At 54.0% G+C, this 24,703-nt stretch carries 26 protein-coding genes and 2 tRNA genes; 22 read left to right on the top strand and 6 right to left on the bottom strand.

Annotated features, from left to right (window positions below):
* The first annotated feature begins 60 nt into the window (after window positions 1-60).
* The 3 genes from osmE to ATE40_RS13460 all read left to right on the top strand — a co-directional run bounded on the left by osmE (window position 61) and on the right by ATE40_RS13460 (window position 717).
* Window positions 61-390, top strand: a complete 330-nt coding sequence (osmE, locus tag ATE40_RS13470) for an osmotically-inducible lipoprotein OsmE (protein ID WP_019453681.1) — start codon at window positions 61-63, stop codon at window positions 388-390.
* A 157-nt stretch (window positions 391-547) separates the two neighbouring features.
* Window positions 548-635 (top strand) — tRNA-Ser (locus ATE40_RS13465).
* A gap of 6 nt (window positions 636-641) precedes the next feature.
* Window positions 642-717 (top strand) — tRNA-Thr (locus ATE40_RS13460).
* Window positions 718-813: 96 nt separating this feature from the next.
* On the opposite strand, the gene ATE40_RS13455 is transcribed toward ATE40_RS13460, so the two are convergent.
* Window positions 814-1,491 (bottom strand): LexA family protein, encoded by a 678-nt coding sequence (locus ATE40_RS13455; protein WP_019453680.1) that lies wholly within the window; start codon window positions 1,489-1,491, stop codon window positions 814-816.
* A gap of 242 nt (window positions 1,492-1,733) precedes the next feature.
* Here ATE40_RS13455 and ATE40_RS13450 point away from each other — a divergent pair, with 242 nt between their 5' ends.
* The 17 genes from ATE40_RS13450 to ATE40_RS24500 all read left to right on the top strand — a co-directional run bounded on the left by ATE40_RS13450 (window position 1,734) and on the right by ATE40_RS24500 (window position 18,286).
* Window positions 1,734-2,096, top strand: a complete 363-nt coding sequence (locus ATE40_RS13450; RefSeq protein WP_019453679.1) for an antiterminator Q family protein — start codon at window positions 1,734-1,736, stop codon at window positions 2,094-2,096.
* Between the two features lie 1,002 nt (window positions 2,097-3,098).
* Window positions 3,099-3,419 (top strand): phage holin family protein, encoded by a 321-nt coding sequence (locus tag ATE40_RS13445; protein ID WP_019453678.1) that lies wholly within the window; start codon window positions 3,099-3,101, stop codon window positions 3,417-3,419.
* Window positions 3,406-3,846, top strand: coding sequence for a lysozyme (locus ATE40_RS13440; RefSeq protein WP_019453677.1), 441 nt, complete (start codon window positions 3,406-3,408; stop codon window positions 3,844-3,846). Before ATE40_RS13445 ends, ATE40_RS13440 begins: the two co-directional genes overlap by 14 nt.
* A gap of 57 nt (window positions 3,847-3,903) precedes the next feature.
* Window positions 3,904-4,293, top strand: coding sequence for a hypothetical protein (locus ATE40_RS13435; RefSeq protein WP_063919767.1), 390 nt, complete (start codon window positions 3,904-3,906; stop codon window positions 4,291-4,293).
* 5 nt (window positions 4,294-4,298) lie between these two features.
* Entirely contained in the window at window positions 4,299-4,682 is a 384-nt protein-coding gene (locus ATE40_RS13430) for an HK97-gp10 family putative phage morphogenesis protein (protein WP_244889095.1), read from the top strand.
* A 40-nt stretch (window positions 4,683-4,722) separates the two neighbouring features.
* Entirely contained in the window at window positions 4,723-5,178 is a 456-nt protein-coding gene (locus ATE40_RS13425) for a major tail shaft subunit (RefSeq protein ID WP_016926946.1), read from the top strand.
* 123 nt (window positions 5,179-5,301) lie between these two features.
* Entirely contained in the window at window positions 5,302-5,667 is a 366-nt protein-coding gene (locus ATE40_RS13420; RefSeq protein WP_025160180.1) for a phage tail protein, read from the top strand.
* A gap of 204 nt (window positions 5,668-5,871) precedes the next feature.
* Window positions 5,872-8,232: a phage tail tape measure protein gene (locus ATE40_RS13410; protein ID WP_244889045.1), complete on the top strand. Its 2,361-nt coding sequence runs from the start codon at window positions 5,872-5,874 to the stop codon at window positions 8,230-8,232.
* Window positions 8,232-8,570 (top strand): phage tail protein, encoded by a 339-nt coding sequence (locus ATE40_RS13405; protein WP_004935824.1) that lies wholly within the window; start codon window positions 8,232-8,234, stop codon window positions 8,568-8,570. The genes ATE40_RS13410 and ATE40_RS13405 overlap by 1 nt, the downstream gene beginning before the upstream one ends.
* A 12-nt stretch (window positions 8,571-8,582) precedes the next feature.
* Window positions 8,583-9,332, top strand: coding sequence for a phage minor tail protein L (locus ATE40_RS13400; RefSeq protein ID WP_063919764.1), 750 nt, complete (start codon window positions 8,583-8,585; stop codon window positions 9,330-9,332).
* Between the two features lie 9 nt (window positions 9,333-9,341).
* Window positions 9,342-10,046 (top strand): C40 family peptidase, encoded by a 705-nt coding sequence (locus ATE40_RS13395; RefSeq protein ID WP_063919763.1) that lies wholly within the window; start codon window positions 9,342-9,344, stop codon window positions 10,044-10,046.
* Between the two features lie 37 nt (window positions 10,047-10,083).
* Complete coding sequence (locus tag ATE40_RS24740; RefSeq protein WP_019453668.1) at window positions 10,084-10,434, top strand: hypothetical protein; 351 nt, start codon at window positions 10,084-10,086, stop codon at window positions 10,432-10,434.
* Window positions 10,435-10,476: 42 nt separating this feature from the next.
* Window positions 10,477-11,103 (top strand): tail assembly protein, encoded by a 627-nt coding sequence (locus ATE40_RS13390; protein ID WP_063919762.1) that lies wholly within the window; start codon window positions 10,477-10,479, stop codon window positions 11,101-11,103.
* A 53-nt stretch (window positions 11,104-11,156) separates the two neighbouring features.
* Window positions 11,157-14,324: a TipJ family phage tail tip protein gene (locus ATE40_RS13385; protein ID WP_063919761.1), complete on the top strand. Its 3,168-nt coding sequence runs from the start codon at window positions 11,157-11,159 to the stop codon at window positions 14,322-14,324.
* A 310-nt stretch (window positions 14,325-14,634) separates the two neighbouring features.
* Entirely contained in the window at window positions 14,635-15,267 is a 633-nt protein-coding gene (locus ATE40_RS24735; protein ID WP_156785430.1) for a hypothetical protein, read from the top strand.
* A gap of 125 nt (window positions 15,268-15,392) precedes the next feature.
* Entirely contained in the window at window positions 15,393-16,553 is a 1,161-nt protein-coding gene (locus tag ATE40_RS13380) for a tail fiber domain-containing protein (RefSeq protein ID WP_063919760.1), read from the top strand.
* Complete coding sequence (locus ATE40_RS24500; RefSeq protein WP_084799160.1) at window positions 16,550-18,286, top strand: phage tail fiber protein; 1,737 nt, start codon at window positions 16,550-16,552, stop codon at window positions 18,284-18,286. Before ATE40_RS13380 ends, ATE40_RS24500 begins: the two co-directional genes overlap by 4 nt.
* A gap of 155 nt (window positions 18,287-18,441) precedes the next feature.
* Here the strand turns inward: ATE40_RS24500 and ATE40_RS13370 are convergent, their stop codons facing one another.
* Window positions 18,442-18,684, bottom strand: coding sequence for a DinI family protein (locus tag ATE40_RS13370; RefSeq protein ID WP_033652519.1), 243 nt, complete (start codon window positions 18,682-18,684; stop codon window positions 18,442-18,444).
* 662 nt (window positions 18,685-19,346) lie between these two features.
* Between ATE40_RS13370 and ATE40_RS13365 the strand changes: the two genes are divergently transcribed.
* Window positions 19,347-20,000: a helix-turn-helix domain-containing protein gene (locus tag ATE40_RS13365; protein ID WP_063919758.1), complete on the top strand. Its 654-nt coding sequence runs from the start codon at window positions 19,347-19,349 to the stop codon at window positions 19,998-20,000.
* Entirely contained in the window at window positions 20,001-20,489 is a 489-nt protein-coding gene (locus tag ATE40_RS13360) for a hypothetical protein (protein ID WP_063919757.1), read from the top strand.
* On the opposite strand, the gene ATE40_RS13355 is transcribed toward ATE40_RS13360, so the two are convergent.
* The 4 genes from ATE40_RS13355 to ttrS all read right to left on the bottom strand — a co-directional run bounded on the left by ATE40_RS13355 (window position 20,482) and on the right by ttrS (window position 24,556).
* On the bottom strand, window positions 20,482-21,213 hold the full coding sequence (locus tag ATE40_RS13355) for a metallophosphoesterase (protein ID WP_063919756.1): 732 nt from the start codon (window positions 21,211-21,213) through the stop codon (window positions 20,482-20,484). The two genes, ATE40_RS13360 and ATE40_RS13355, sit on opposite strands and share 8 nt — an antisense overlap.
* A 17-nt stretch (window positions 21,214-21,230) precedes the next feature.
* Window positions 21,231-21,893 (bottom strand): VUT family protein, encoded by a 663-nt coding sequence (locus tag ATE40_RS13350; protein ID WP_063919755.1) that lies wholly within the window; start codon window positions 21,891-21,893, stop codon window positions 21,231-21,233.
* A 337-nt stretch (window positions 21,894-22,230) separates the two neighbouring features.
* Entirely contained in the window at window positions 22,231-22,830 is a 600-nt protein-coding gene (gene ttrR, locus ATE40_RS13345; protein WP_063919754.1) for a tetrathionate respiration response regulator TtrR, read from the bottom strand.
* The gene (gene ttrS, locus ATE40_RS13340) at window positions 22,805-24,556 is read right to left on the bottom strand and encodes a tetrathionate respiration histidine kinase TtrS (RefSeq protein WP_063919753.1); all 1,752 of its coding nucleotides are present in this window, start codon (window positions 24,554-24,556) and stop codon (window positions 22,805-22,807) included. Before ttrS ends, ttrR begins: the two co-directional genes overlap by 26 nt.
* Window positions 24,557-24,703: the final 147 nt, after the last annotated feature.

Raw genomic sequence — 24,703 nt, 5'->3', positions numbered from 1 at the left:
AGAAAAGCCTTTCCGCTTCTAGACTTAGGGGACAACAAACGCACTCCAAGAGGACAAGCTATGACGAAGAAGTTGGTGTTGGCCGTCGGCACTGCGGCGGTATTTTCCATTCTTGCCGGCTGTACCGCCTATGACCGGGCAACCAGTTATGTCAACGAGCCGGTGGTTAGCGATGTCAAAGTAGGGATGACCAAGCAGCAGGTGCGGGCGATTGCCGGTCCGCCGTCGACAACCGCCACGCTGGTTCACGCGCAGGGTACCTGCGACACCTATGCGGTGGCGCCGCGCGACGGCAAGGTGCAGACGTATTTTGTCAGCTACAACGATACGGGCCACGTTATGAACAAAGGCTATCAAACCTGTTCAGACTACGATTCGCAGCCGAAATAACCGCGTTTCGGCCGAACAAAAAAGCCTCGTTTTCACGGGGCTTTTCATTTTTTAAGCGTTTAAGGCCTGAAGTTTAGGCAACTGTACCGCCGATGCGATTTTTTTGCATGAAAACGATAGACATTTCATAACGGTATCGCTAATATCAGCGCCCATTGGAAGGATGGCCGAGTGGTTTAAGGCAACGGTCTTGAAAACCGTCGAGTGTAACAGCTCCCAGAGTTCGAATCTCTGTCCTTCCGCCAAATTCAGCCGGCTTAGCTCAGTAGGTAGAGCAACTGACTTGTAATCAGTAGGTCACCAGTTCGATTCCGGTAGCCGGCACCATGATAAAGCAGTACCGGCACCCTGAGTGCAAAAAAACCGCCAGCCGCAAGGTTGGCGGTTTTTTGCTTTATGCGGTTCTCAACGCAGGCACATGGGCTAGGGCAGCCAGGCGCCAAGCACCATCCCGATAATCGCGTACTCATCGGCATTTAGCGCCGGGCAACCCGGCATGCTTCCCTTAAGCCATCGATGCCCAACTTCCTCGACATATCTTCTAAAGATGAGCTCGGCGCTGTCGCAGCGTTTCGCTATCACCTTATCGCCGGACACGAGCTCGGTTATGCCGGTAGTAACGGGTTCGACAAGTATCAAGGCGCCCTTTGGGTAATTGGCGCCGGCAGAGCCGTTCATCGTGTCATCCCGCACCGGCAACCAGTAGGCCTGAGCGCTGCATTGCACCATCGCCGGGTAGTGGACGGTCGTTCCTTTGCGCAGCTGTTCATGAGACAACGGCAATGTCCACGCCAGCAGCGGCAGCGTTTTACCCAAGGCCTGCGAAGTCTTCTGCCTGACGGGGCGTAACCCGATTTGCTCCAGGCCATCCAGCCAGCCGATTTGCACGGCGAAGTACTGCTCAATTCTTCGCGCCATGTCGCCACTGATGCCTTTTTTCCCTTTCTTGCCCGGCGGATAGAGCAAACGGGAAACATAGTCTGCGGCAATGCCAAGCGCCTCGGCCAGGCGCTTTTGGCCCCCTACGCCGAGGTTATCGATCAGGATGATCAGGCGCTCTCGTCGCATCTCCTGCAGGTGCATTTTTTGCTCGCTTTTCATCAGGTCATCGTACCTAAATTTACCTGCAGGTAAATGGATTTTCGCTATTGAAAAAAAGATACCTCTGGGTATACTTGATACTGTTTATTTATACAGTATTTGGTGCGACATCCCTCGGCGAGCAAGCCGGGCGGATCGGTTGTTGCGCGTTGGCGCACGCCGAGCAGCACAACGGCTCGACCGACGTCGGTAAGTGACATGGAGCCCTGGCGATGTGGCAAACGCCCAAAGGAGGTGGAAGCATGAGAGATATGAATGAAGTGTTGGAGCGGTGGGGCGTATGGGCCAGGGATAACAGCGGCATCGATTATTCCCCCATTGCCGCCGGGTTCAAAGGGTTATTGTCCTATAAATCGAATGGCGAGCTCTCCTGCTGCGATGATGACGGCCTGGTGATCGACGGTTGCGTGGGCAGATTGAAGAAATACAAACCCGAAGAGTTCGATCTCATCATTGCCCACCATGTTTATGGCATATCTCTGCGCAAGATTGCCCTGAAAAGGAAATGTTCAGACGGTACGATACGCAAAGAGATGCAAACGGCGGAAGGATTCATCGGGGGATGCCTGGCGATGTTGGATATAAAATTGAGTATGGATCGCTGAAACGGCTGCCGTTGAAGTTGATGAGGGCTTATTTCTCGTTTCACTGTGACATCAGGAATAATAATAGCGTATGCGCGTTGCAATAATTTAAAAAATACTCACGCGTACGCAAATAAGCGCGTAATCTGATAAATCTGAGTCGTTGCCGGTGCCGCCGAACGATAACTAAACCTCGCTCCGGCGGGGTTTTTTTTATCATAAAATACTCACGCGTACGCAAATAAGCGCGTAATCTGATAAAACTGAGTCGTTGCCGGCGCCGCCGCACGATAACTAAACCTCGCTCCGGCGGTTTTTTTTATCATAAAATACTCACGCGTACGCAAATAAGCGCGTAATCTGATAAAACTGAGTCGTTGCCGGCGCCGTCGCACGATAACAAAACCTCGCTGCGGCGGGGTTTTGTTTTTTTTATCATAAAATACTCACGCGTACGCAAATAAGCGCGTAATCTGATAAAGCTGAGTCGTTGCCGGCGCCACCGCACGATAACTAAACCGCGCTGCGGTAGTTTTTTTATGATAAAAGACTCACGCGTACGCAAATAAGCGCGTAATCTGATAAAACTGAGTCGTTGCCGGCGCCGTCGCACGATAAATAAACCTCGCTGCGGCGGGGTTTAGTTTTTTTATAATAAAAGACTCACGCGTACGCAAATAAGCGCGTAATCTGATAAAACTGAGTCGCTGCCGGCACCGCCACACGACAGATAAACTTCGCTCCGGCGGGGTTTTCATTTTTAGCCTCCTTGTCAAAACGGTCAATCACTCACTGAATAATAGCTGTCATTGAATGACCACGACGAGAGGCTAATCCCTCTTCTTTATAAAACAGCGCAATCCTTATTTATCTGCCCAGGTTGAGCAGAACGAATAAGCCATTTTCAACCGCGTAAATGGCCGCTTTTTAAATGGAACAGGAACGACGGAGAGGGGGGCCGCATTTAGCCGCTCTTTTCCATGACTCCCGAACATCGGGTTATGCCCCGGTAAGGGGAGGGTAATGATTATGCCTTGGAAAAATGAACCAAACATCCTTTCAATGCTGCTTGCTTTCGGCATGACGCTGCTGGGGGCGATCGCCAGCTATTCCTTCAAGGTCTTGAATGGCGAAACCTTTAGCTGGAGGACGCTGTTTTTGCAGCTGTTCGTCTCTATTTTCGCCGGTTTGACCATGGTGATGATTGCACTGCATTACGACTGGCCTTCGGAGGTGATGGGCGGCGTATGCGGCATGGCGGGGTGGTCGGGAGCATCGTTGATCAAGGCATTGGAACGCCGATTTCTCAATAAAGCGTCAGGAGGAAACCATGAAGATAAGTGACGATGGCATGGCGCTGATTAAGCGTTTCGAAGGCTTGCGGTTGCAGGCTTATCAGGACTCGGTCGGCGTTTGGACCATCGGCTACGGGTGGACTCAGCCGGTTGCAGGCCGAAAAGTGGGTGCCGGCATGGCGATCGATGCCGTAACGGCCGAGCGTTTGCTGCTGTGCGGTATTGCCCAATTCGAACAGGGCGTCGAAAGGCGGGTGGCGGTGACGATCACGCAGGGGCAGTTCGATGCGCTGGTGAGCTTTGCCTATAACCTGGGCCTGCGCGCGTTGGAGAACTCGACGCTGCTGCGCCGGCTGAATGCCGGCGATCGGCAAGGGGCGGCCGACCAGTTCGGGCGCTGGGTAAATGCGGGCGGCGTGCGGCTCGATGGGTTGGTTGCCCGGCGTGCAGCGGAACGTGCACTGTTCCTTTCCTGATGCCCGAATGCGTTTGCAGAACGATTCAACCCTCAAAACGACGGAGACCTTGCCCAAATGATAGAAGATGAAATCCAACGCTCGCTGGCCGCGCTAACCCATCTGGCGGCTTACCCGCTGATCTTGCCGGATCCTCAGCAAGAAGGCGTGACCTATCAGAAGATCAGCGATCTGAAAGTGAATACCGGTCTGGTTGACAGCTCGCTGGTGCAGGGCCGTTTTCAGATCGTGCTGTATGTGATTGACGATTACTCCCGGCTGATCGCTCTGGATAAGGCGGTTTTGAACGCCTGGGAAGGGGTTAGGCATGGCCATATTGGCCAATGGCCGGTACAGGCGGTCACGCGCAGCACCCTTTTGCAGAGCGCCACGCCCCTGGCTGATAACCGCGTTCAGTACCGGATGGTGCGCGATTACCTCATCACCTATTCCGAGGTGGCGGTGTGATCGCCATGAACGTTTCCGGTATGGCGGAATTGACTCGCCGATTGGAAACGATTCGGCGCGATGTCGCCAGCCACATTCTGCCGGAGGCCGGCTATGCCGCGTTGGCGCCGCTACTTAGCACGATGCGGCAGTGTGCCGATCGGGGGGCGTCAAACCGCGAACCCTCGCTGAGCGCCGGCATCGCGATACGCCCGGTCGTTACCGGATGGAACGCGGTGACGTTGCGTGTTGGCCCCAGTAAACAGCATTACCACAGAGCCCTGGCGCAGGAGTACGGCACGGCAACGCAAGCCGCCGCCCCGTTTATTCGCCCTGCGCTGGATCACCATAAGCACCAAGTGTTACGCATCCTGGCGGCTAACGTCCGCTATGGCATCGAAAACCGGTAGCGACCGCTACCATCCTTCATCAAAAAGAGAGAGAAAAACTATGGCTGATAAAACTTCGCCAGAATACGCCATGCTGCCTGCCGGCACTATCGTCAAATGGGGCACCGTTGGGGCTGCACCGACGGCCATGAAGGCGCTGACCAACTGTAAAGCGGTGGGTGAAATGGGGCAAACCGGCGGTTTTGTCGATTGCACCACGCTGCTGGATACCGCCAAGCAGTTTATTTCCGACCTGCCGGAAGGCGCGGAAAAATCCATCGGTTTCATCGACGATCCGTCCAACGCCGATTTCGCGGCGCTGCTGAATGCGGCGGACAAGCGCGAAACGGTGCAGTTTTACGTCGAGCTGCCTAACGGCCGCACCTCCACCTCCATCCTGTCGCTGTCCGGCTGGAAAATGAATGAGATCACTGCTCCGGCGAGTGAAGTCATTCAGATTACCGTTCAGGGCAAGCAAAACAGCAACACCTGGGGCTCGGTCACCCCGAAGGTGTGACGAACCGACGATCGCGCTGGGTTAACGCCTGAGTGCGCTCGACGCGATCGCTTCCGCCGCGGGCCATGTGGCCTGCGGCAACTTTCTTCATGCAGAGCACATTATATGAACAAGGAAAAACCGATGACTGAGAAATACGATCTGAAAGCGCTGAAAGCGGCGCTGCTGAAATCCGACGATCACGTGATCGAAACGCAGATCTTTGGCGCCAAGGCCTTCATCCGCCGCCTGAAAGCCGCAGAGCTGCAGGAAAACGAAGACGGCATGAAGGCCGCCATCGATAGCGGTGATATGAACAAAGCCGCGCAGCTCAACGTGCAGCTGCTGCTGTCTTGCCTGATGACGCCAGACGGTAAACGCATTCCGGCCGGCGCCTTGCCGAGCGTAGACGATCTGCTGGCGGCGCACGACAACCCGACCCTGGTCGAGGCCATCGGTGCCGTTAAGCGCCATGCGGTCGGCAGCCTCGAGGAAGCGGAAAAAAACTGACTGACTCGCCCTGGCTGATGTTGGTGTTCCAACTGGCCGATCGCTGGGGTGAGTCGGATCCTCGCAAGATCGCCGCGCTGCCGGCGCACATCCTGAATCACTGGCGGGCATACTTCAAACTGCAAGGCATGACGGCCGATGCGGCGGAGAGTGCCCCCGTTCATCAACCCGGTCAGCCCGCGCAAAGCAGTATTGATATGCAGTGTGCTGACGTTATGCGAGTGCTGGGAAATGGCTGATACCGCACAGTTGGTCGTCGGGCTGCAACTGAATGACACCAACTTTAAAAACAAACTGACGGCGGCTTACCGCACCGCCGGGGAACAATCCGCCAAATTTAACCGCCAGGCTCAGCAGGATGCGAAGAAGACCGACGAGTCGTATCAACGCATCGGCGGCACGCTTGGCGGCCTGGCGGAGAAACTGGCTGGGCTGGCCGGCGTTGAGCTGTCGCTGCAGGGCCTCGCCGCCACCTCGCGCCAGTATGGGCAGGCGCTCACCGAACTTGCGTCCATCACCGTCGCCGCGACGGCGCAGATGAAACAGTTGGACGACGCGGCCCGCCAGGCGAGCAGCGCTTCCGGCGAAGGCGGCAGCCGGGCGGAGGAGATGCTGAAACTGGCCGGTGGCCTGAATGACAGCGCGGCGGCCTGGCGCGATCAGGCTGCGGCGGCGCGCGGGGCGGCTCAGGCGACAGATGGCGTTGGTGCTGCCTCTCGCGTAGCCAACGTCGCGCTGGGGGCGCTTGGCGGCCCGATCGGTGTTGTCATCCAGGCGGGGTTGGGGATGGCATACTTTTATGAACAAACGATGCAAGCCAAAGAGGCGGCAGTGAGTCTGAAAGATGCTGCGATTCTAACGACGTCAGAGCTTATAAAACTGTCTAGTAAGCAACTTGCCCTGAGAAAATTAGATCTCAGTGAGAAGCTCGAAGAACAGCTTAGTGAGCGAGATAAGCAGCAGAATTTGTTGAATTATGCAAACGAGAGAATAGAACGAATCCAGAGTAACCCAGGTCGGCTGGGCGACATATTTGGTGTTGAAAAGCAAATGCAAGCTACGCGGGTGCGTGCAGAAGCGGCTCTCGAGTCAATAGACATCGGGATTCAAAATACTCGCACTAGTATGCAAAATATTGACCAAGCTAACCTTCTTGTTTTGACAGGGGCCGCTCGTCATTTTAATCAGCCGGCCGGCAATATTTTTCCCGTTACTGCGCCAGCACAGTTGATGGGCCCCCCACCCCCCGATTATCCATTGGATATGGTAAGTACAGATAATCGTGGTCGTGAGCGGCAGCAGGCTCTAGAGCAGTACCAACAACTGCGTCAGGAAATCGAGCAGGCGCATCTGAGCAGCCTCGAAAAAATCACCCAGGATGAACAAAGCGCACAGGCCAAGCTGATGTCAGCAGCCAAGACGGCCGGTGCCGGGCAAGCCGATGTGCAGCGAGCGATGGCGCTGAACGCCGAGAAGTATCAGCGGCAGCGACAGCAGCTGGCTGAACAATACGCGCCAGGGCAGGCGGCGATGCGCAAAGAGCAGGAGGTCGGCAAGGAGCTGAAGGCGTTGTATGACGGGCGGCTGTTGACCGAGCGCGAGTACCAGACCGCCAGTCGGATGCAGCAGCAAGAAACGACGCGCCAGCGGTTGAAGGCTGAAACCGATGCGCTCGCTGCGCCGCGTATGAACATTGCCGGTGATGTGGATCCGGTCGCTCGCCTTAACAACCAGCTGGTGCAGCAGCTGGCGCAATACCAGGCTTACTACCAGCAAGGCATTCTGGATAAACAGCGCTATGAGCAGCTGATGCAGGCGGCGACGCAAGAATCGTCGGACGCTCAGTATCAGCAGGCGCTGAGCCTGTTCGGCGGCCAGAGCCGCGTGCACAAGATGGCGCTGGGGCTGGTGGATATGACGCGGGAACGGACCTCCGGCATGATGTTCGATCTGCTGACCGGGACGCAAAACTTTAAGCAAAGCATGCTCGGTTTGATGACATCCATGACGCAGTCCATCATTCAGCAACTGATCGATCTGGCGATGCAGGCGCTGTTAACCAGAACCATTCTTTCCACCTTTATGAATATCGGCGGCGGTTTGCTGGGCGGGGCTGCAAGCACCGGCGCGGGCGCGGCCGGTTCAGGCGCGATGGGCATGCCGACCGGTTGGCAAGGCTATGTCCCTAACGCCAAGGGCGGCGTATATGCCTCGCCTTCGCTGAGCGCATTCAGCGGCCAGATCGTCAGCAATCCCACGCTGTTCGCGTTCGCCAGGGGAGCAGGTTTGATGGGCGAGGCCGGGCCGGAGGCCATCATGCCGCTCAAACGCGGCGCGGACGGTTCGCTCGGCGTGCGGGCGATCGGCGCTGGCCAGCAGCCTGCGGCGGCGCCGAATGTCTACATCACCATTGAGAACGGCGGCAACGTCAGTTCGCAGGCCGATCCGGGATGGGGCGAGTTCGGTAAACAGATGGGGAATATCGCCGCGCAGGAAAGCCAGAAGGTGATCAACCGCAACCTGATGCCGGGCCAGCCGATTTGGAAAGCAATCAAGGGGATGTAATGGGCATTCAGACATTTGAATTTCCGGCGCGCGTCAATGCCGCCGGCGATATGCGTTTTCGCGTCAGAAAGGCGCAGTTCGGCGACGGCTATGCGCAGGTCTCTGGCGACGGCATTAACCCGATCGTGCGCTCCTGGGATCTGACCTTTGTCGGCAAGTATGACTACATCACGCCGATCATCGTCTTTCTGGAAAATCATCACGGGGTGAAATCCTTCCAATGGACGCCACCGACGCAAGTTCCCGGCCTGTACCGCTGCGAGGGTTATAAGCCGGTCGCTATGGGCGGGGACAACTATTCACTGACGGCCACGTTTACCGAGGCCTTCCACGTTTAACCGGGGGAGACGATGCTGAATTCAGATTTGCAAAAGCTGGAGCCGGGCAACCGCATCCGCCTGATTGAGGTGGACGGCACCCGGTTCGGCGCCGATATTCTGCGCTTTCATTGCGATACTTTGCCTTTTACGCCGCAAGAGCTGACCGCCGCCGGCGGTGATGAAACCAAACTGCCGGCGAAATCGGTCTGGTGGCAAGGGCTGGAGTACGGTCCGTGGCCGTTTAGCGTCGAAGGGCTGGAGATCTCCGCCGATAGCCAGGGCAATGCGCCCAAGCTGTCGGTCGCCAATATCAACGGCCTGATCAGCGCACTCTGTCTGCAGTTTGAGGACATGGCGCAGGCCAAGGTGCGGATCCACGACACGCTGGTGCACTACCTTGACGCCCGCAATTTCCCGCAGGGGAACCCTTCTGCCGATCCGCTGCAGGAAAAGCTGCAGGTGTTCTACATCGATCGCAAGGCGACGGAAAGCGATGAGGCGGTGGAGTTCGAACTCTCCAGCCCGGCGGACCTGCGGGGATTGCGCATTCCGACCCGGCAAATCCACAGCCTGTGCACCTGGTGCTCGCGCGGTGGCTATCGCACTGGCAAGGGCTGCGATTACGCCGGTAGCCGTTACTTTGACGACAAGGGCAACCCGGTGGGTGACCCGAGCCAGGATCGCTGCGGTGGGCTGTTGAGCGACTGCCAGAAACGCTTTGGCGAGCACGAGCCGTTGCCGTTCGGCGGCTTCCCCGGCGCGGCGTTGATCCGGCAATAGGGGGCGAACATGAAAGAAAAAACTGCGGCGGCCATTATGGCCCACGCCAGGGCCGAGTACCCGCGCGAATGCTGCGGCGTGGTGGCGCAAAAATCCCGCGTGGAGCGCTATTTCCCGTGCCGCAACCTGGCGGACAACCCCACCGAGCAGTTTCATCTGACACCGGAAGACTACGTGGCCGCCGCCGAATGGGGCACCATCACCCTCATTGTACACAGCCACCCGGACGCCACCACGCAGCCGAGTGAACTGGACAAGGCGCAGTGCGACGCGATGGAACTGCCCTGGGCGATCGCCAGCTGGCCGGAGGGTGACTTGAGAACAATCATGCCGCGCGGGGAACTGCCGCTGGTGGGCCGCCAGTTCGTGCTGGGGCATACCGACTGCTGGGGGCTGATCATGAGCTATTACCGGCAGGAGCAGGGCTTGGCGCTGCATGATTATCGGGTTGATTATCCGTGGTGGGAGCGGGGTGAAAACCGCTATCTGGATAACTGGCATGCCTGCGGCTTTCGCGAGTTCGATGGCCCGCCGCGCCCCGGAGATATGGTGATCATGCAGGTTTCGGCGCCGGTGGCCAACCACGCCGGCATTCTGCTGGCTGATGGCCTGTTGCTGCACCATATGTATGGCATGCTCAGCCAGCGGGTGCCTTACGGCGGTTACTGGAAGGAGCGAACGGTGAAGGTGTTGCGCCACAAAGCGCTGATGTGATGTTATCATTCCACTTTTCAGCTTAAGGAAAAGGGTAATGAAGAAAATAATCTCTGCGCTGGCTTTGTGTTTTATGACTTCTTTTTTTGCTAATGCAACTACACTGGATGCATATCTTAGTCATCATAAAGAAATAGACGAAGATCCAATTCTTGGTGAGTATGTAAGGAAGTGGGCTTGGTTTATGGCATTAATGGATGCTCAGCAAAAATATAATACGTCAGACTCAAAAAAAATTAACGAACTACTTGATGCAAAAGGTGATAGGTATGGTGCGTTGAGTATTAGAAAACTTTCAACAGACTGTAAAAATGGAACCACAGCACTAGGTGGTATTGAACTTAACAAGCGCGAATGTAAAATAATAATAAATAGCGCCCGCAAGTAAATTTACAGCCCCATTCTAGTGGGGCTTTTTATTGGAGGCTGTATGGATTTTATTGATATTCCTCTCAGAACCATTCGTTTTCATGGTCCCATGATTAAGGTTTTCGGCCGCGAATTTAAATATCGGGCGCCAACGGTGCCAAAAGCGATCGATGCGATGAAAAATCTGCTGCCCGGTTTCGAGCGCTACATGCTTGAAGCGCACAAACGCGGCCTGACATTTTCTATTTTCGTCGGTAAACGCAATGTCGGGCAGGATGAGCTGGCGTTCACCAAAGGGTCGGAAGAGATTCACCTTGTTCCCGTCGTGATTGGGAGCAAGCGCGCAGGCTTATTCCAGACCGTGTTGGGCGTGGCGCTGGTTGCCGTGGCTATGTATGTTTCTGCGGGCGCAGGGACGGGGGCTCTGGGGGCATTTACGGCGGGTGGGGGAACTGGCATGGCGGCGATGGCCGGTGCTTCCATGGCCCTCGGCGGCATCCTCCAAATGCTTTCCCCGCAAATGGGCGGGCTGCGCATGCGGCAAGGCCCGGAAAATAAACCGAGCTATGCCTTTGGCGGGCCGGTCAACACCACGGCGCAGGGCAACCCCGTCGGCGTGCTGTACGGCACGCGTGAAATTGGCGGGGCGATTATCTCTGCCGGTATTTATACTGAAGACCAGCAATAACAACATCCGTTTGAACAGACAGCCGCAATAGCGGCTTTTTTTATGGGCGAAATATGGCACAGAAAATTATCCGTGGGCGAAAAGGCGGCGGCGGAGGCGGCCACACGCCGGTAGAAACGCCGGACAGCATTCAGTCGATCGCCAGAGCGAAGCTGCTGTTCGCACTGGGGGAAGGGGAGTTTGCCGGCGGGCTGGATGGCACAAACATTTTTGTTGACGGCACGCCGGTGCTGGGCAGCGATGGAACGGAAAACTTTCCCGGTTTCCGCTGGGAATTCCGCCCTGGTTCGCAGGCGCAGGAATATATCCAGGGCATTCCCGCCGTTGAGAATGAGATCTCGGTTGGCAGCGAACTAAAAAGTGGTGCGCCGTGGGTGCGTTCCGTCTCGAACCTGCAACTTTCCGCCGTTCGCCTGCGCCTGGGGTGGCCCATGCTGCAAAAGCAGGCGGACAACGGCGACGTTAACGGCTATCGCATTGAGTATGCCATCGAAGTGGCGACTGACGGCGGCAGCTACCAGGAGGTGTTAACGGCGGCGATCGACGATAAAACCACCTCGCTGTATGAACGCTCGCACCGTATCAACTTGCCGAAGGCCACCACGGGATGGCAGCTGCGCGTGCGCCGGTTGACGCCTAACGCCAACAGCGCCCGGATCGCCGACCGGATGAACATCGAGGCGCTGACCGAAATCATCGACGCCAAGCTGCGCTACCCGAACACTGCGCTGCTTTACGTGGAGTTCGACTCAAAGCAGTTCCCCAACATCCCGAAGATCAGCTGCAAACCGCGCGGCCGCCTGATCCGCGTGCCGGACAACTACGATCCGCAAACGCGCAGCTATACCGGCATCTGGAGCGGCGGCTTTAAGTGGGCCTACAGCGATAACCCGGCGTGGGTGTTTTACGACATTATTTTGGCCGAGCGTTTTGGCCTCGGCGATCGCATCGACGCTTCCCAGGTCTCCGAGTCCGAGCTGTATCGCATCGCGCAGTATTGCGATCAGCTGGTGCCGGACGGGCGCGGCGGCGAAGGCATGGAGCCGCGCTTTACCTGCAACGTTTATCTGCAGTCGCGGGAAGAGGCCTGGACGGTGCTGAGCGATTTGGCCGGCATCTTCCGCGGCATGACCTATTGGGGGCAAAACCAAATGGTCGCCCTGGCGGACATGCCGCGCGATATGGACTTTACTTACACCCGCGCCAACGTTATCGACGGCAAGTTTACCTACTCGTCCGCCAGCGAACGCACTCGCTACAGTACCGCGATGGTCAGCTGGTCCGATCCGGGCAACCATTACGCCGATGCGATAGAGGCGGTATTCGACACCGATTTGGTACGCCGCTACGACGTGAACCAGACCGAACTGACGGCCATCGGCTGCACCACGCCGAGCGAAGCGAACCGCCGCGGCCGCTGGGCGCTGTTGACCAACAGCAAGGATCGTACGGTCAGTTTCTCCGTGGGGTTGGACGGTATGATCCCCATGCCGGGGCATATCGTTGGCGTGGCGGACCAGATGCTGGCCGGGCGGGTGATTGGCGGGCGCCTCAGCGGCGTGGACGGCCGTAAACTGACGCTGGACAGAAAGCCGGGCGCTAAAGTTGGCGATCGTCTTATCGTTAACCTGCCTTCAGGTAAAGCGCAGGCGCGCACCGTGCAGGCGGTGAATGAATGCGTGGTGACCGTCACCACCGCCTACAGCGAGGCGCCGGCGCCGGAGGCGGCCTGGTCCATCGACGCGGACGACCTGGCGGTGCAGCTTTACCGTGTGGTGGGCATCGCCGATAACGGCGACAACACCTATAGCGTCAACGCCGCGGAACACGATCCGAATAAGTACGCCCGCATCGATACCGGCGCGCGTATCGACGATCGCCCGATTTCCATCATACCGCCCGGCGTGCAGGCACCGCCGAAAAACATCACCATCGACAGCTACTCCTCGGTGAGCCAGGGTATTGCCATTACCACCCTGCGCGCCGACTGGGGCGCGGTTGAAAATGCCATCGCCTATGAGGCGGAATGGCGCAAAGATAACGGTAACTGGGTGGCGGTGCCGCGCACCTCGGCGCTCGGCTTTGAAGTGCCGGGCATTTACGCCGGTCGTTATCGGGTGCGGGTGCGGGCCATCAACGCCAGCAATGTGTCGTCCATCTGGGCGACCTCGATGGAAACCTACCTCAAGGGCAAAGAGGGTAAGCCGCCGATGCCGGTCGGCTTCAAGGCATCGCCTTTGCTGTGGGGCATCCAGCTCGACTGGGCGTTCCCTACCGGCGCCGAAGATACGCTGAAAACCGAAATCCAGTATGCGGACAACGCGGCCGGGAATAACGCGATGCTGCTGGCCGATATCCCGTACCCGCTGCACACCCACGCCATGACCGGGTTGAAGGCGGGGCAAGAGTTTTGGTTCCGCGCGCGGTTGCAAGACCGCACCGGCAATCAGGGCGACTGGACAGGCTGGACCGCTGGGCAGGCGAACGCGGACGCCGGCGATTATCTCGAGAACATCGGCGACGATCTCCTGACCGCGAAAGACGGCGAGCGGCTGGTGGGCGATATCGACACCAACATCGACGCTATCTTGCAGAATGCGCTGGCCAACAACGCGACGGTGGAACACCAGTGGGCACAGTACGGCACGGTGCGCGCCGATATCATGGTGGTGAAAACCACCATCGCGGAGGTCGATCGCGGACTGGCTGAGATGAAAACCCAGGTGCAGGCGCAGATTGATGACGTCGCGGCGGTGCTGGAAGATAAACTGACGGCGACGGTAGACGCCGACGGCGCCACGGCCATCCATACGCTGAAAGCGGGCGTGCGGGTGAACGGCACCTTCTACAACGCCGGCATGTCGATCGCGGTATTGGCGGAAAACGGCAGGCCGGTCACCACCCGCGTCGGCTTTAACGCCAACCAGTTCGTGCTGATGAGCGGCAATAACAGCAATCAGTATTCACCGTTTGCTGTGGTGGATGGGCAGGTGTTTATGAATAATGCCTTTATCCAGGATGGAACAATCAGTAATGCCAAGATTGGTAACTATATCCAGTCGAATAACTATGTTGTGGGCTCACAAGGGTGGCGATTAGATAAAACAGGCAGCTTTGAGATAAATGGCGTGGCTGGAGGAGGCAGAATGTTGATTACTAGTACACTCATTCAGATATTTGACAGTAATAATGTACTACGCGTCAGAATGGGGCTTTGGTAATGGGTAATGGATTACAATGCTGGGATAGTAATGGAAACATTACAGTCGATCTGGGTGATTGTAGCACTAGATTTTTTGCCTCTATTGATGCAACGCTGCCCAAAAATCAGGCAGCAGTTAATATTAGTTACCCAGGTGTGACCTCGGATAGGCATTTTGCAGCTATTGTTAGAGCTGGACCATTTTTTCATGGGGACATTGTATTTGATGGGGTTACAGCCTGCACAAGAGATGGAGGTGTGTGGTTAATAAGCTCTGTAACGGACGGATATGATAAATATTATACTGTCTACATTTATGAGGTTCGATAATGTCTAATTTTCAAATTTACAACACAGATGGCTCACTGATAATAGACAGTGAGTATAAACATACTCTTGTTGCTGAGCACAAGGTGCCAAAATTTTACCCGCCTGATTTATGGGGGGATACTATATTTGGTGATCTTCATAAATTAAGCTACTTAGCTATTAATGAGCTTTCGGTTGGGTTGCTGTATTGGGCTCGGCTATCCCCGGGCGCTTGGTGCTGGCCAGGCGCTAAATACTTCACGGCGGGAGGTGTTGAGCTTATTGCTACATCGCATAATATCGCAATGCAGTCCGGATATTTAGATGTGTTCTCCGCTGACTCTGAGCTTATATGGACCGCAAAATCAGCTAGTGATATGCCACGAGTACGGAGCATAGTTGAAGTAACTAGTGCAGTAGACAAAGGGATACAGTCATTACCATCTAGTTTTAGCCCGTGGTTTCCAATCAATTGTATGCCAGCTGACTCATTTGAAAGCGAGATTTCTGCACAAAATGCAGGTATTTTAGTCCGATGGACTGGGATGGAACTTCAACTGACGTGGCTAAAATATCGGACTCAGACATATTCGGAGAGATTTTCTGGACGAGGCTATTTGAAGTTTCCCATTGCTACATTTATAAATAGATAAGTCAAGAAAATAAAATAGGCATTCGTAGAAAATATCACATTGGTTGGTATAAGTATAAACCTTGCTAGACAAGAACGTAATCCTGATACCTTCTTATTTTTATTATCAAAACTCAGGAGAGTATTATGCCAGCAGGCACTCTAACCCTAACGAATAATTCAACTATAGTGAAAGGAACCGGAACGGCCTTTAATACCGAACTGAAAGCCGGTGACTTTATTGTCAGCACCGTCGGTGGCGTCACCTATACGCTGCCGGTAAAAACGATTGATAACGCCACTCAGGTAACACTGGTTAAAGCCTATGACGGCCCAACGCAGGCGGGCGCAGCATGGTATGCCGTACCGCGCGATGCGATGAATGCCATCACCGCCCAACTGGCCGCCGAAACGGCGAAAGCCCTGCGCGGGCTGAACCTCGATAAGGAGAACTGGCAGCAGGTCTTCAGCGGCAACGGAAATATTACCGTTAAGCTGCCGGACGGTGGCACCTATAGTGGCCCGGCCTGGAACAGTATTACGGCTTCGCTTAATAATAAATTAGATAAGACGGTTGCTACTGCCCAAGAGATTAAAGGTTCACTGTCTTTACAGGGCTCTGTGGTGACAGGACAAACGGCAAATCTTGATGTGGGTGGATATTCACGCTTTCGCAAGTCAACGACATTTGATGATACCATGATGGGGCGAAATGGCATTCATTTGAACTCTGGTGATACGGGATCGTCTAATGTCCGTGCTGAAAAGACTTTTACCAGATCTACCGGAACTGTAGATGGCCCGACATTACTATCGGTCATGACAACTGCAGGTGGCGTTGTCACTGCCATGCAAATGTTTTGTCGTCGTGAAATTGGGGTAACTGATTATGGTGCGATTTCATTTAAGGATTACGCCAATGTCTGGCATGAGGTCCGTCTACAGAATAACGGGGACTTTAATAACTTAACCGGAAATTGGGTGACCGGCTCAGACCTTAGAATTAAAACTGAAGTAGAAGAAATTGAAGACCCTATAACACTCATTCGTGGTCTAAAACTCTATACTGGCAAGCGAGATGGTAAACCCTTTATTGGTGGTATCGCACAAGAAATTGAAAAGAAACTTCCCCAGGTTGTTGCTGAAGGCGGTTCTTTACAATTGCAAAACGGCGAAACTGTTACTCGAGTAAAATCCGTCGATTATTCAACGCTGGGATATGTGGCCCTGGCTGCGCTGAATCAGGCTCTGGATAGAATCGATCGCCAGGATGAATTAATCAAAGAACTTATGGAGAAAGTACAATGACATTAATCAGCGGCGTATTAAAAGGCCCTTACGGCGATCCTCGCTCCGGCGTAACCATTACCCTGCGCGCAGTCAGAACCTCATCAACGGTCCTGAGTCTGGCTAAATCACAATCAGTGACGGATGATAGCGGTAAATATTCCCTACCCGTAGAGGCGGGCGCTTACGAGGTCATTATCTCTGTATACGGCGCACAGCCGGAGCGAGTGGGTGCTATCGAGGTTTATAACGATTCCCTGCCCGGCACGCTCAATGATTTCCTGAGCCGACCTGGAAAAAGCGATATCACGCCGGAGATTGTGCAAACCGTCGATCGCCTACGCGCAGAGGCTGCGTTATCAGCAGATAAATCAGCGAAATCGGCTGTTGCAGCAAAAAACAGTGAAAACAATGCAGCAAAGATTGTTGATCAGTTGGCGAATAGCATTGACGATCGGATTGTGTCAACACTATGGGGTAAAACTCGATATGCTATGCCATCTCAGGGAGTGGGGGTGTGGTGGTACCAATTAGGTACAGTAGTTACGGATCAGCATGGAGATACCGTCGTTTTTGATTTCAATGGTGGGTCCGGTTACAACGGAAACTCGGATCAGACATGTAGCCAGAGACTCATATTCAGATATGGAAATAGGGCGGTTGACACAAACGTGAAGGGGGCCGCATCGATTACGCTCTATACAACTGGCACTCGTCCCATATTAGGTAGTGCAGCAATGATAGAAAGCGCACGTAATACGTTTGATATTTATATATTAGTGAACGCATTTGTTACCTCCGCCACATATATGGTTGTTGATTCTCGCTCTCCAGGTCAATTGGCAAAAGTTAATGTTTCTTTTAAAAAAATGAGTGTTTCTCCAGTAGGAACAATGGATTTTATCGAGTATAAAATCCCTGTTTGGGATAATAAAAAGCAGTTGCCGGATTATGAAAGCGTAGCTAAAGCGTTTTCTAATGGTTTTGGCGGGGCCGGCGGGCCGAGAATTAGTGGTGTCGATGTTGAGTCTCAAGTGACGTTAATGAAAACATTGAGAGGGCACGGTAGTGAAATATTTCGTGTTGGAGGTGGTTCAAAAATAGGTATGCCTCCAGACGGTTCATCGATTCATTTAATGTGCGGTGACGTGAGTGCGGTTATTGCTGTGGATTATAACAACGGTAATGTAAACACGATGACCTGCAACGGAACAGGATTAACGGCTGGCATTGTCAAAAGCAACATCCTTTGGGGGACATCAAACACTACCGTTGATGCCAACGGCTTTATCAAGAAAGCCTCACCGATCGCCAGATTGTCTGCTGCGCCTGAGCATATGCAGGCTGATTATCTGGAAGGTGGCTTTGCTCTGGCCGGTTGCGTAGCGGTTAACGGTGAGGCAGACGGGGTAAGTGCTGAGCGAATCTCCACCGGCGTTTATCAACTGAAAGGTTCGCTGGGGTTGGCAAAGGAGGGCTGGACCATCGAAGTACCGCAGGACGTGAACGGCAACCGCCTGTGCTTTGTGGAAACCGCCACCGACAGCGACGGTGTTATTACGGTGAAAATCAGCAAACGTCGTTTTGACATCGATACCGCGACGGTTGTGGCCGGCGAAGCGATGGATATCCCTGAAGGGCGCTGGATCGATCTGCGCCTCGCCATGCCGGTGCGTGAAGTGGTGGAAGTGTTGCCGCCGGAGGCGCTGGTATCAAACGATGACGGGTCATCGGAAACCAACGCGGCTTCATAAATAACGTGGATACCAGGTAAAATGCCGGTGCAGTAGGGTTTTGGTCGCCTATTGCATCGGCACCGGCATTATCACCGAGAGGCTCGGGCAAACACGCGGCCCGTTCCCGCCAGGCAAACTTCCCGCTGAGTGGGAGTCAATAGCGTTACTGCCCGTCAAATATCAGTGACCAGCCACTGATCCGCTTCTTCGAACATCTCTTCCAACATCCGGTTCAGCTTTTCGCGATCGCTTTTGCTGGCGTCGGAGTTCAGGCCGTTGGCCTGCATCGGCTTCACGCGCACTTCCGCTTCCGGGAACAGCGCATGCACGCGTTTCTCCAGTTCGCTGCGAATAATCTCGGCGGCGTTGGGCAGCCCAGCGACGTTGCGTTTGTCGTACACCAATTCTACAAACATGACCCACCTGTAAATACTGATTTAATGTACAGTATTTTGGCCTGAGGAGTGAGAGTTGGCAAGAGGGGATGCGGAATTTTGCATGGGCATTCATCTTTACATGCCGGGCGGCAGAATTTGCCGTTGAGCCGGCCAGGCCGATGGTCCGCATTTTTCCCCACCCGTAATCGCCTGTCGAATCTTCAGAAGATTATCGCCATTACCCGCTGAGCGCATTTCTCTCTCATTCAATACATAAGGTGGTGGCGTCGGACTGGCGCTCCCTGGTGTTGGAGGCCCGACGCCACCTTTCTGGTCGCCGTTTTTGGTGTTTCCCTCGTCTGCCGTGGCGTAAATACGGTGAAGAGGCTTCTTGCGTTTTAACAGCACTGCTAATGTTTGATGCGTTGGTATGTGAGTTATTGGCGTCACGCTTGCAAAACGCTCGTCGCAGTATGGGATGCAGACTAGATAAAGCGGTTACATAAGGAATTTGAATTATTGTTGTGGTGGCCTATCTTGCTTCTGTAAGAACGCTTATTTAATAAATGATTTACATTACAAATAATTATTTTTTAATTTGCATGTAATTCGACCTGTACCATTGTCATCACGTCCCTTGGAGTGGTTTAATATTTTAAATTAACTTTAACAACGCTAAAGTATAGGTTTAAAACATTATAATGCAACAAAACAACATTAAAATATCAGAAGAAAGTGGTATGTCATTGAAAATGATAGGGGAAAACCTAACTTATCTCATGCGCATGCATGGGATTGACGCCAGCAGACTGAGTATCGAAACAGGGATCGGTATTGCCACTATCAACAACCTGAGAAAGGGCATCGGGAATCCGACGATCTCTACGCTCTCGTCAATTGGTGAATTTTTCAGCGTGAAAGTTGGGGAGCTGACTGACAAGGACTTACGAGTCTCGGGAGAGGCCAATCACAACGTTAGATCGCTACCGCTCATTAGCTACAGCGATATAGAGCGTTTCCTGGATCAGGCGATGACAACATCAGATACCTACACGACAGAAGTGGATGACATTACGGACGATTCGCTGTTTGTGGTGGAGATAACGAATAACTCGTTGTCACCTGAATGGGATCGTGGAACCTATTGTGTCATCTCCCTTCAGGAACCATTTTGTGATGGGGATATCGTCCTGGTTAAGCTAAAAAACTACCCAATATGCTTAAGAAGGGTCTTTGTTTCTCATGACGACTTGCAGTTTACAAACATCTCATTAGATTCAGACAGCAGTGTGAAGTCCTACAGCGATTACGCGATTATCGGTGTTTTATTGAAAACGATAAAGAGGCTGAAATAAATGGATTTGTTTAAAATAGTCCGCAAGTTAAGGAGAATATACTCTCCAAGTTATCTGTACACTTTAGATCGCAGCGTGACGCGAACCGCCGAGGGGTATTGGCTTTTCAAAGAGTTTGGCACCCATACCTTCGTGAAAAAAAACTGGGGGCAGCTTGTTGAGGGCGACTTTCTAAGGCATGTTAACCCTAAAGACATTGCTTTCATCGCCGAAACGGAGTCTAAAATAAAAATTGCCTCAGCCAAACTGTCGATTCATGAAGAGAAAAGGAACTGTATGTGGACGTTGAAAAACGGTGCTGATTCAATATCCATATCAGGAAAGGATTTTTTAAGAAATCGTGAGCTGGTCGATAAAACCGAGTCTTTAGATGCGACAAAAATAGCATTTTATGCCGGAGTGAAAGAAGGCAGAGAAATCTCCGCCTCCTTGCAAAACGCAAAGCAAAGTGACAAGCCTAAAAAAACGATACTGACGTTGATTAAATGAACCATGGCTCGACGTGAATATGCTCATCGAACGTAATCACGCTGAAAGCCGTATTGTCTATGCTGCTGACTTCGCTTGTGCCGTTTTTCCATTGCGAGCAAATTGCAGGGGAAACCGAGACCAGGGTGTCTCCCATTTTCCGTTGAAATAGCGTATGCGCATGGCCTGAACCAATAAACTTAACGTTCAATCGTTGACAGAGGCTCAAAAGTTCGCCGGCATTGTTTAACATACAACTATCGACAATGGGGGTGCCGACAGGAAGCGGGTGATGGTGCAAGAAAATAGCTATCTTTTTATTTTCACTGGATATTATGGCTTCTTCAAGCGTTTCTAACGCTTGTTTCGACACCCAGCCAAAATCTTCATTGTCAACAACCGAGTCGATGCTAAGCATGCGCCACTCGTCATCTTCAAAAGAATTTATATCATAGTTACCGCCCTGTTGGCGGGCTACATCACTCAGATTTTTTTTACTGTCGTGGTTGCCTGGGAATAAATAAAAAGGTAATGAAACGCGGCTCATTACGTTAAAGAAACGCTCATATGAGGGAATGTCACCATCATGAGAGATATCACCTGTTACAATGATCAAGTCTGCCTTTATTTGATCGGCATTGGCATTAATAAAATCAATGGCCTTTTCGAAATTAGCCAGGTGCTTAGAGGCCAGCGCGCTTTCATTAGGCATAATGTGTATGTCACTAATCTGAATTGCTTTCATGCTCTACCTTACTGAAATTATTTAAAAGGATTGTATGATGCGCCCCAATCATAATGATCGGTGTTTTCTATTTTCTTAACCCATTCTACCAGGATGATAGCGAGCGGCAGCAATACAATGGAGACGACCACCTTATAAGACCAGGTGGTGCTTATGATATTAACCAGTTCCATAAAGGTGTATTTGCCCGAAAGGCTAATCGGATAGGCCGTCAGCAACAACGCGGCCTGCGTAGACATGGAGCCTGCAATATAGCGAATGAAGAAGTATTTGCCGGAGAAGATAATTTTCATCTTTGAAATGATGAAGCCATTAACAAAATATGAGACGGGAACGGATACCCAGGTGCCTATCATGACGCGCCAAAATTCATGGTATAAAGCGTTATAGTGAGTCGCTATAGCGTTATTTTCTGGCTGGATGACAGCGGAGAGGTTAAGTATGATGACATATAAACTTTGGCAGAACACCATGATCCATATTGCTCTTACTGATAATTTATAGCCGTAAACCTCGGTAAGCAACGTAGATATCAGAAAACACAGGGAGAATACAATGCCGCTAGCGGTTATTTTAAAACCATAGATATCAAAAACTTTATAAACCAGGGTGTCGCAGGTGATCATTATGGTTACGGTCAGGCCAACAAAAAGACCATAGAGTTTGAGATTTCCTTGCATCTTTGTTCCTTATTCAGTCCATATTTTTTGTTATTAACTATCCATACTGGTTGCCGCGTACACGAGCCGACCCGACAGTGGCGTCATCGTGTACAGGCGATGTTATATGCCCGCATTTCTCTTCATTCGAAATATAAAACGTCCTCTTTACCTCTCAGGTTCCCAGAAGGCAAAAGCGCCACGCGGGGGTTGTGCAGGGGCATTGATGGCCCGTTCGTCGGACTGGGGCGATCTGGCTACAATTCATTAATTATCTTAATGAATATATTGCCTGGTTCGCGCTGTGTCAATCAGGTGCGGAGGGACTCAGGGCTAGTTTTATGCGGGGCTTCTGCGTTTATTCTTGAATCGTGAGCGGTAAAGTTTGCAGCTGAATCACCAATTCTGCCAGGCTGGCGGCCTGCATTTTCTCCATCACTTTTGCGCGATGGACCTCCACGGTGCGCAGCGCGATATTCAGCCGTTCCGCCATTTCCCGGTTCATCATGCCGCGCACCACCAGATGCGCGATCTCACGCTCTTTCGGCGTGAGCGTGCGGTAGCGGCCAAAAGTTTCATGGCGCTGTTGGGTCTCGGCGGAGACTTGCTGCGCCCGTGCTAGGGCGGCGATCAACGGCTCTGCGGCGATCGGTTTTTGCAGGAAGTCCACTGCGCCGTACTTCATCTGTTCTACCGCCATCGGTACGTCGCCATGGCCGGACAGGAACACCACCGCCAGCGTGCTGCCGCGGCGGCGCAGTTCAGCGTAGGTCTGGTGACCGTCGAGCTTCGGCATTCGCATATCCAGCAACACGATTCCGGTCTGCAACAGGTCAGCCTGCGCCAAAAAGTCGGTGCTGTCATTCCAGCAGTGGGCGCAATGGCCGAGGTTGGTCAATAAAAAATGGCAGGCGTCGGTGACGGCGACGTCATCATCTACCAGATGAATTAGCGACATGGTTTTCCTCATCGTTAAATAGGAAATGCAGGGTGACGCACAGCCCATTGCGGCTGTCGGGAGCGGGGCGGTTAGCTAACAGGATCTCGCCGCCGCCATAGCGGACCAGGCGGCGGCAAATAGCCAGCCCCAGCCCCATGCCGCCGGCTTTGGTGGTGTTGAAGGGGCGGAAAGCCTGCTCCAGCCCGACTGCGCTCATCCCACCCGCGTTGTCCTGCAAATGCAAATCGAGCGCCCGGTCGTTCTCGTCGGCGGAAAGCCAGATGGCGTTGGCACCGGCCTGCGCCGCATTCAGCAGCAGGTTCGCCAGCAGCTGTTCCAGTAGCGCCGGCGGCAGGGTTAGCGTTAGCGAAGGCGCCACGTTAATGAACAACTTCAGGTCGGGATAGCGCTGCGTCAGGCGCAGCAGCGCCCACACCCGCTCGGCGGTTTCATTCACCGCGATGGGGCGCCAGTGCGCCTTGCCTGCCGTCTCGGTGGGGGGCTGCACCCACTGGCGCAGGTTATGGATCGTTTCGCCACCGCGCTGCGCCTGCCGGTCGATATTTTCCAGCGGTGCCAGCAGCGGATGGCCGGCGTCCGTTTTGCGCAGTTGGATGAGGCACCCCTGCGCATAGTGGCGAATGGCCGCCAGCGGCTGGTTGAGCTCATGCGCAAAGCCGGAGGCCATCTCCCCCAGCACGCTCAGCTGCCTGGCATTTTCCAGCGCCTGTTCCTGTCGGCGCAGTTGCTCTCCGGCATGAAGCAATTGTCGCCCGCGGCGGCGTACCAGCAGCGCTATCCAGATATGGTTGACGATCAACAGCGCCAGCACCGTGAGCGACAGGCCGACGGCTGTCTGATGCTGGATCAGCCAGCTCTTGATATCCAGCCACAGCAGCCGCTGTTCCGGGTGTTGATTGACGGCGCGCAATAAGGCTTCCACCTCGCTGGTCGAGGCCGGCGCCCCCCACAGGAAGGGAGACTGCGGCGGTGCGGTCAGCAACGCTCTCGCCACCGCATCCACCAGCGGATTATCCAGGCCGGGCAGGGCGGCGAACGACCAGTTGGGGTAAAGCGGCGTGCTGGTGACGCAGTCAACTGACGTGGCCTGTTGCAGCAGCGGGCGAAAATCCGCCTGGTTGAGCAGGCCTTCCCGATCCATTTTCTCCAGCAGGCAAACCGGGACGATGGCGGCCTGAATGGCGCGTTCGCGCAGCAGATAGAGCAGGGCATCGGCAGGGAAGCCGGTAAAACGCAGGTGGAAATCGCGCTCGGGCCGCATGCCGGCATCGCTGAGCGCCTTATAACCGGTCAGATAGCCGCCGAAGGCCTGCGGATCGATGGCGCCCACCGTTTTGCCCATCAGCGCCTGCGGCGTCGTGACGTCACTGTCGCGCCGCACCAGAATCACGCTGCCGATGATGTTGCCCGTTTCCCGATCGCCGTTGGCGGCGCGCAACGACGCCAGCCAGCGCAGATGATAGTGGCTGTTCAATTGCACGAACTGCGCCGGATTGGTGACCACGAACTGCACGCTGCCCTGATTGACCGCCTCGCGCATCTGCGCCAGATCGAGCGGCCGCAGGCGGAAGCGCTCACCGCTGACGCTGTCGTTGAGCTGGTCGATCAGCGGTTGCCAGTCGCGCACGGTCGCCGCATCGCCTCGCATCGCCAGCACGCCGACCGACCATTCCTTCGCCTGCGCCGCTGCCCCCCAGCCGAGACAAAACAGCAGTAATAACACGACCCTCACGGCCCCTCCTGATGGCGATTTATCTGCCGCCACTTGTTTTAGATCAACGTTGGGTCCGGTATGTGGTTAACCACAATAGAGCGCCTTCGATGCCATTTTTACACTGTAAATCATCGACATTGTTTATTCATCTAACGG

Origin of the sequence: Serratia surfactantfaciens (assembly GCF_001642805.2) — a bacterium.
GTDB classification, from domain to species: domain Bacteria; phylum Pseudomonadota; class Gammaproteobacteria; order Enterobacterales; family Enterobacteriaceae; genus Serratia; species Serratia surfactantfaciens.
This window is presented reverse-complemented; position numbering and strand designations above follow the sequence as displayed.

Bases quoted from the DNA above. Each gene is read 5' to 3' on its own strand.
- osmE (WP_019453681.1), top strand. From the start codon at position 61: ATGACGAAGAAGTTGGTGTTGGCCGTCGGCACTGCGGCGGTATTTTCC.
- ATE40_RS13455 (WP_019453680.1), bottom strand. From the start codon at position 1,491: ATGAAAAGCGAGCAAAAAATGCACCTGCAGGAGATGCGACGAGAGCGC.
- ATE40_RS13450 (WP_019453679.1), top strand. From the start codon at position 1,734: ATGAGAGATATGAATGAAGTGTTGGAGCGGTGGGGCGTATGGGCCAGG.
- ATE40_RS13445 (WP_019453678.1), top strand. From the start codon at position 3,099: ATGATTATGCCTTGGAAAAATGAACCAAACATCCTTTCAATGCTGCTT.
- ATE40_RS13440 (WP_019453677.1), top strand. From the start codon at position 3,406: ATGAAGATAAGTGACGATGGCATGGCGCTGATTAAGCGTTTCGAAGGC.
- ATE40_RS13435 (WP_063919767.1), top strand. From the start codon at position 3,904: ATGATAGAAGATGAAATCCAACGCTCGCTGGCCGCGCTAACCCATCTG.
- ATE40_RS13430 (WP_244889095.1), top strand. From the start codon at position 4,299: ATGAACGTTTCCGGTATGGCGGAATTGACTCGCCGATTGGAAACGATT.
- ATE40_RS13425 (WP_016926946.1), top strand. From the start codon at position 4,723: ATGGCTGATAAAACTTCGCCAGAATACGCCATGCTGCCTGCCGGCACT.
- ATE40_RS13420 (WP_025160180.1), top strand. From the start codon at position 5,302: ATGACTGAGAAATACGATCTGAAAGCGCTGAAAGCGGCGCTGCTGAAA.
- ATE40_RS13405 (WP_004935824.1), top strand. From the start codon at position 8,232: ATGGGCATTCAGACATTTGAATTTCCGGCGCGCGTCAATGCCGCCGGC.
- ATE40_RS13400 (WP_063919764.1), top strand. From the start codon at position 8,583: ATGCTGAATTCAGATTTGCAAAAGCTGGAGCCGGGCAACCGCATCCGC.
- ATE40_RS13395 (WP_063919763.1), top strand. From the start codon at position 9,342: ATGAAAGAAAAAACTGCGGCGGCCATTATGGCCCACGCCAGGGCCGAG.
- ATE40_RS24740 (WP_019453668.1), top strand. From the start codon at position 10,084: ATGAAGAAAATAATCTCTGCGCTGGCTTTGTGTTTTATGACTTCTTTT.
- ATE40_RS13390 (WP_063919762.1), top strand. From the start codon at position 10,477: ATGGATTTTATTGATATTCCTCTCAGAACCATTCGTTTTCATGGTCCC.
- ATE40_RS13385 (WP_063919761.1), top strand. From the start codon at position 11,157: ATGGCACAGAAAATTATCCGTGGGCGAAAAGGCGGCGGCGGAGGCGGC.
- ATE40_RS24735 (WP_156785430.1), top strand. From the start codon at position 14,635: ATGTCTAATTTTCAAATTTACAACACAGATGGCTCACTGATAATAGAC.
- ATE40_RS13380 (WP_063919760.1), top strand. From the start codon at position 15,393: ATGCCAGCAGGCACTCTAACCCTAACGAATAATTCAACTATAGTGAAA.
- ATE40_RS24500 (WP_084799160.1), top strand. From the start codon at position 16,550: ATGACATTAATCAGCGGCGTATTAAAAGGCCCTTACGGCGATCCTCGC.
- ATE40_RS13370 (WP_033652519.1), bottom strand. From the start codon at position 18,684: ATGTTTGTAGAATTGGTGTACGACAAACGCAACGTCGCTGGGCTGCCC.
- ATE40_RS13365 (WP_063919758.1), top strand. From the start codon at position 19,347: ATGCAACAAAACAACATTAAAATATCAGAAGAAAGTGGTATGTCATTG.
- ATE40_RS13360 (WP_063919757.1), top strand. From the start codon at position 20,001: ATGGATTTGTTTAAAATAGTCCGCAAGTTAAGGAGAATATACTCTCCA.
- ATE40_RS13355 (WP_063919756.1), bottom strand. From the start codon at position 21,213: ATGAAAGCAATTCAGATTAGTGACATACACATTATGCCTAATGAAAGC.
- ATE40_RS13350 (WP_063919755.1), bottom strand. From the start codon at position 21,893: ATGCAAGGAAATCTCAAACTCTATGGTCTTTTTGTTGGCCTGACCGTA.
- ttrR (WP_063919754.1), bottom strand. From the start codon at position 22,830: ATGTCGCTAATTCATCTGGTAGATGATGACGTCGCCGTCACCGACGCC.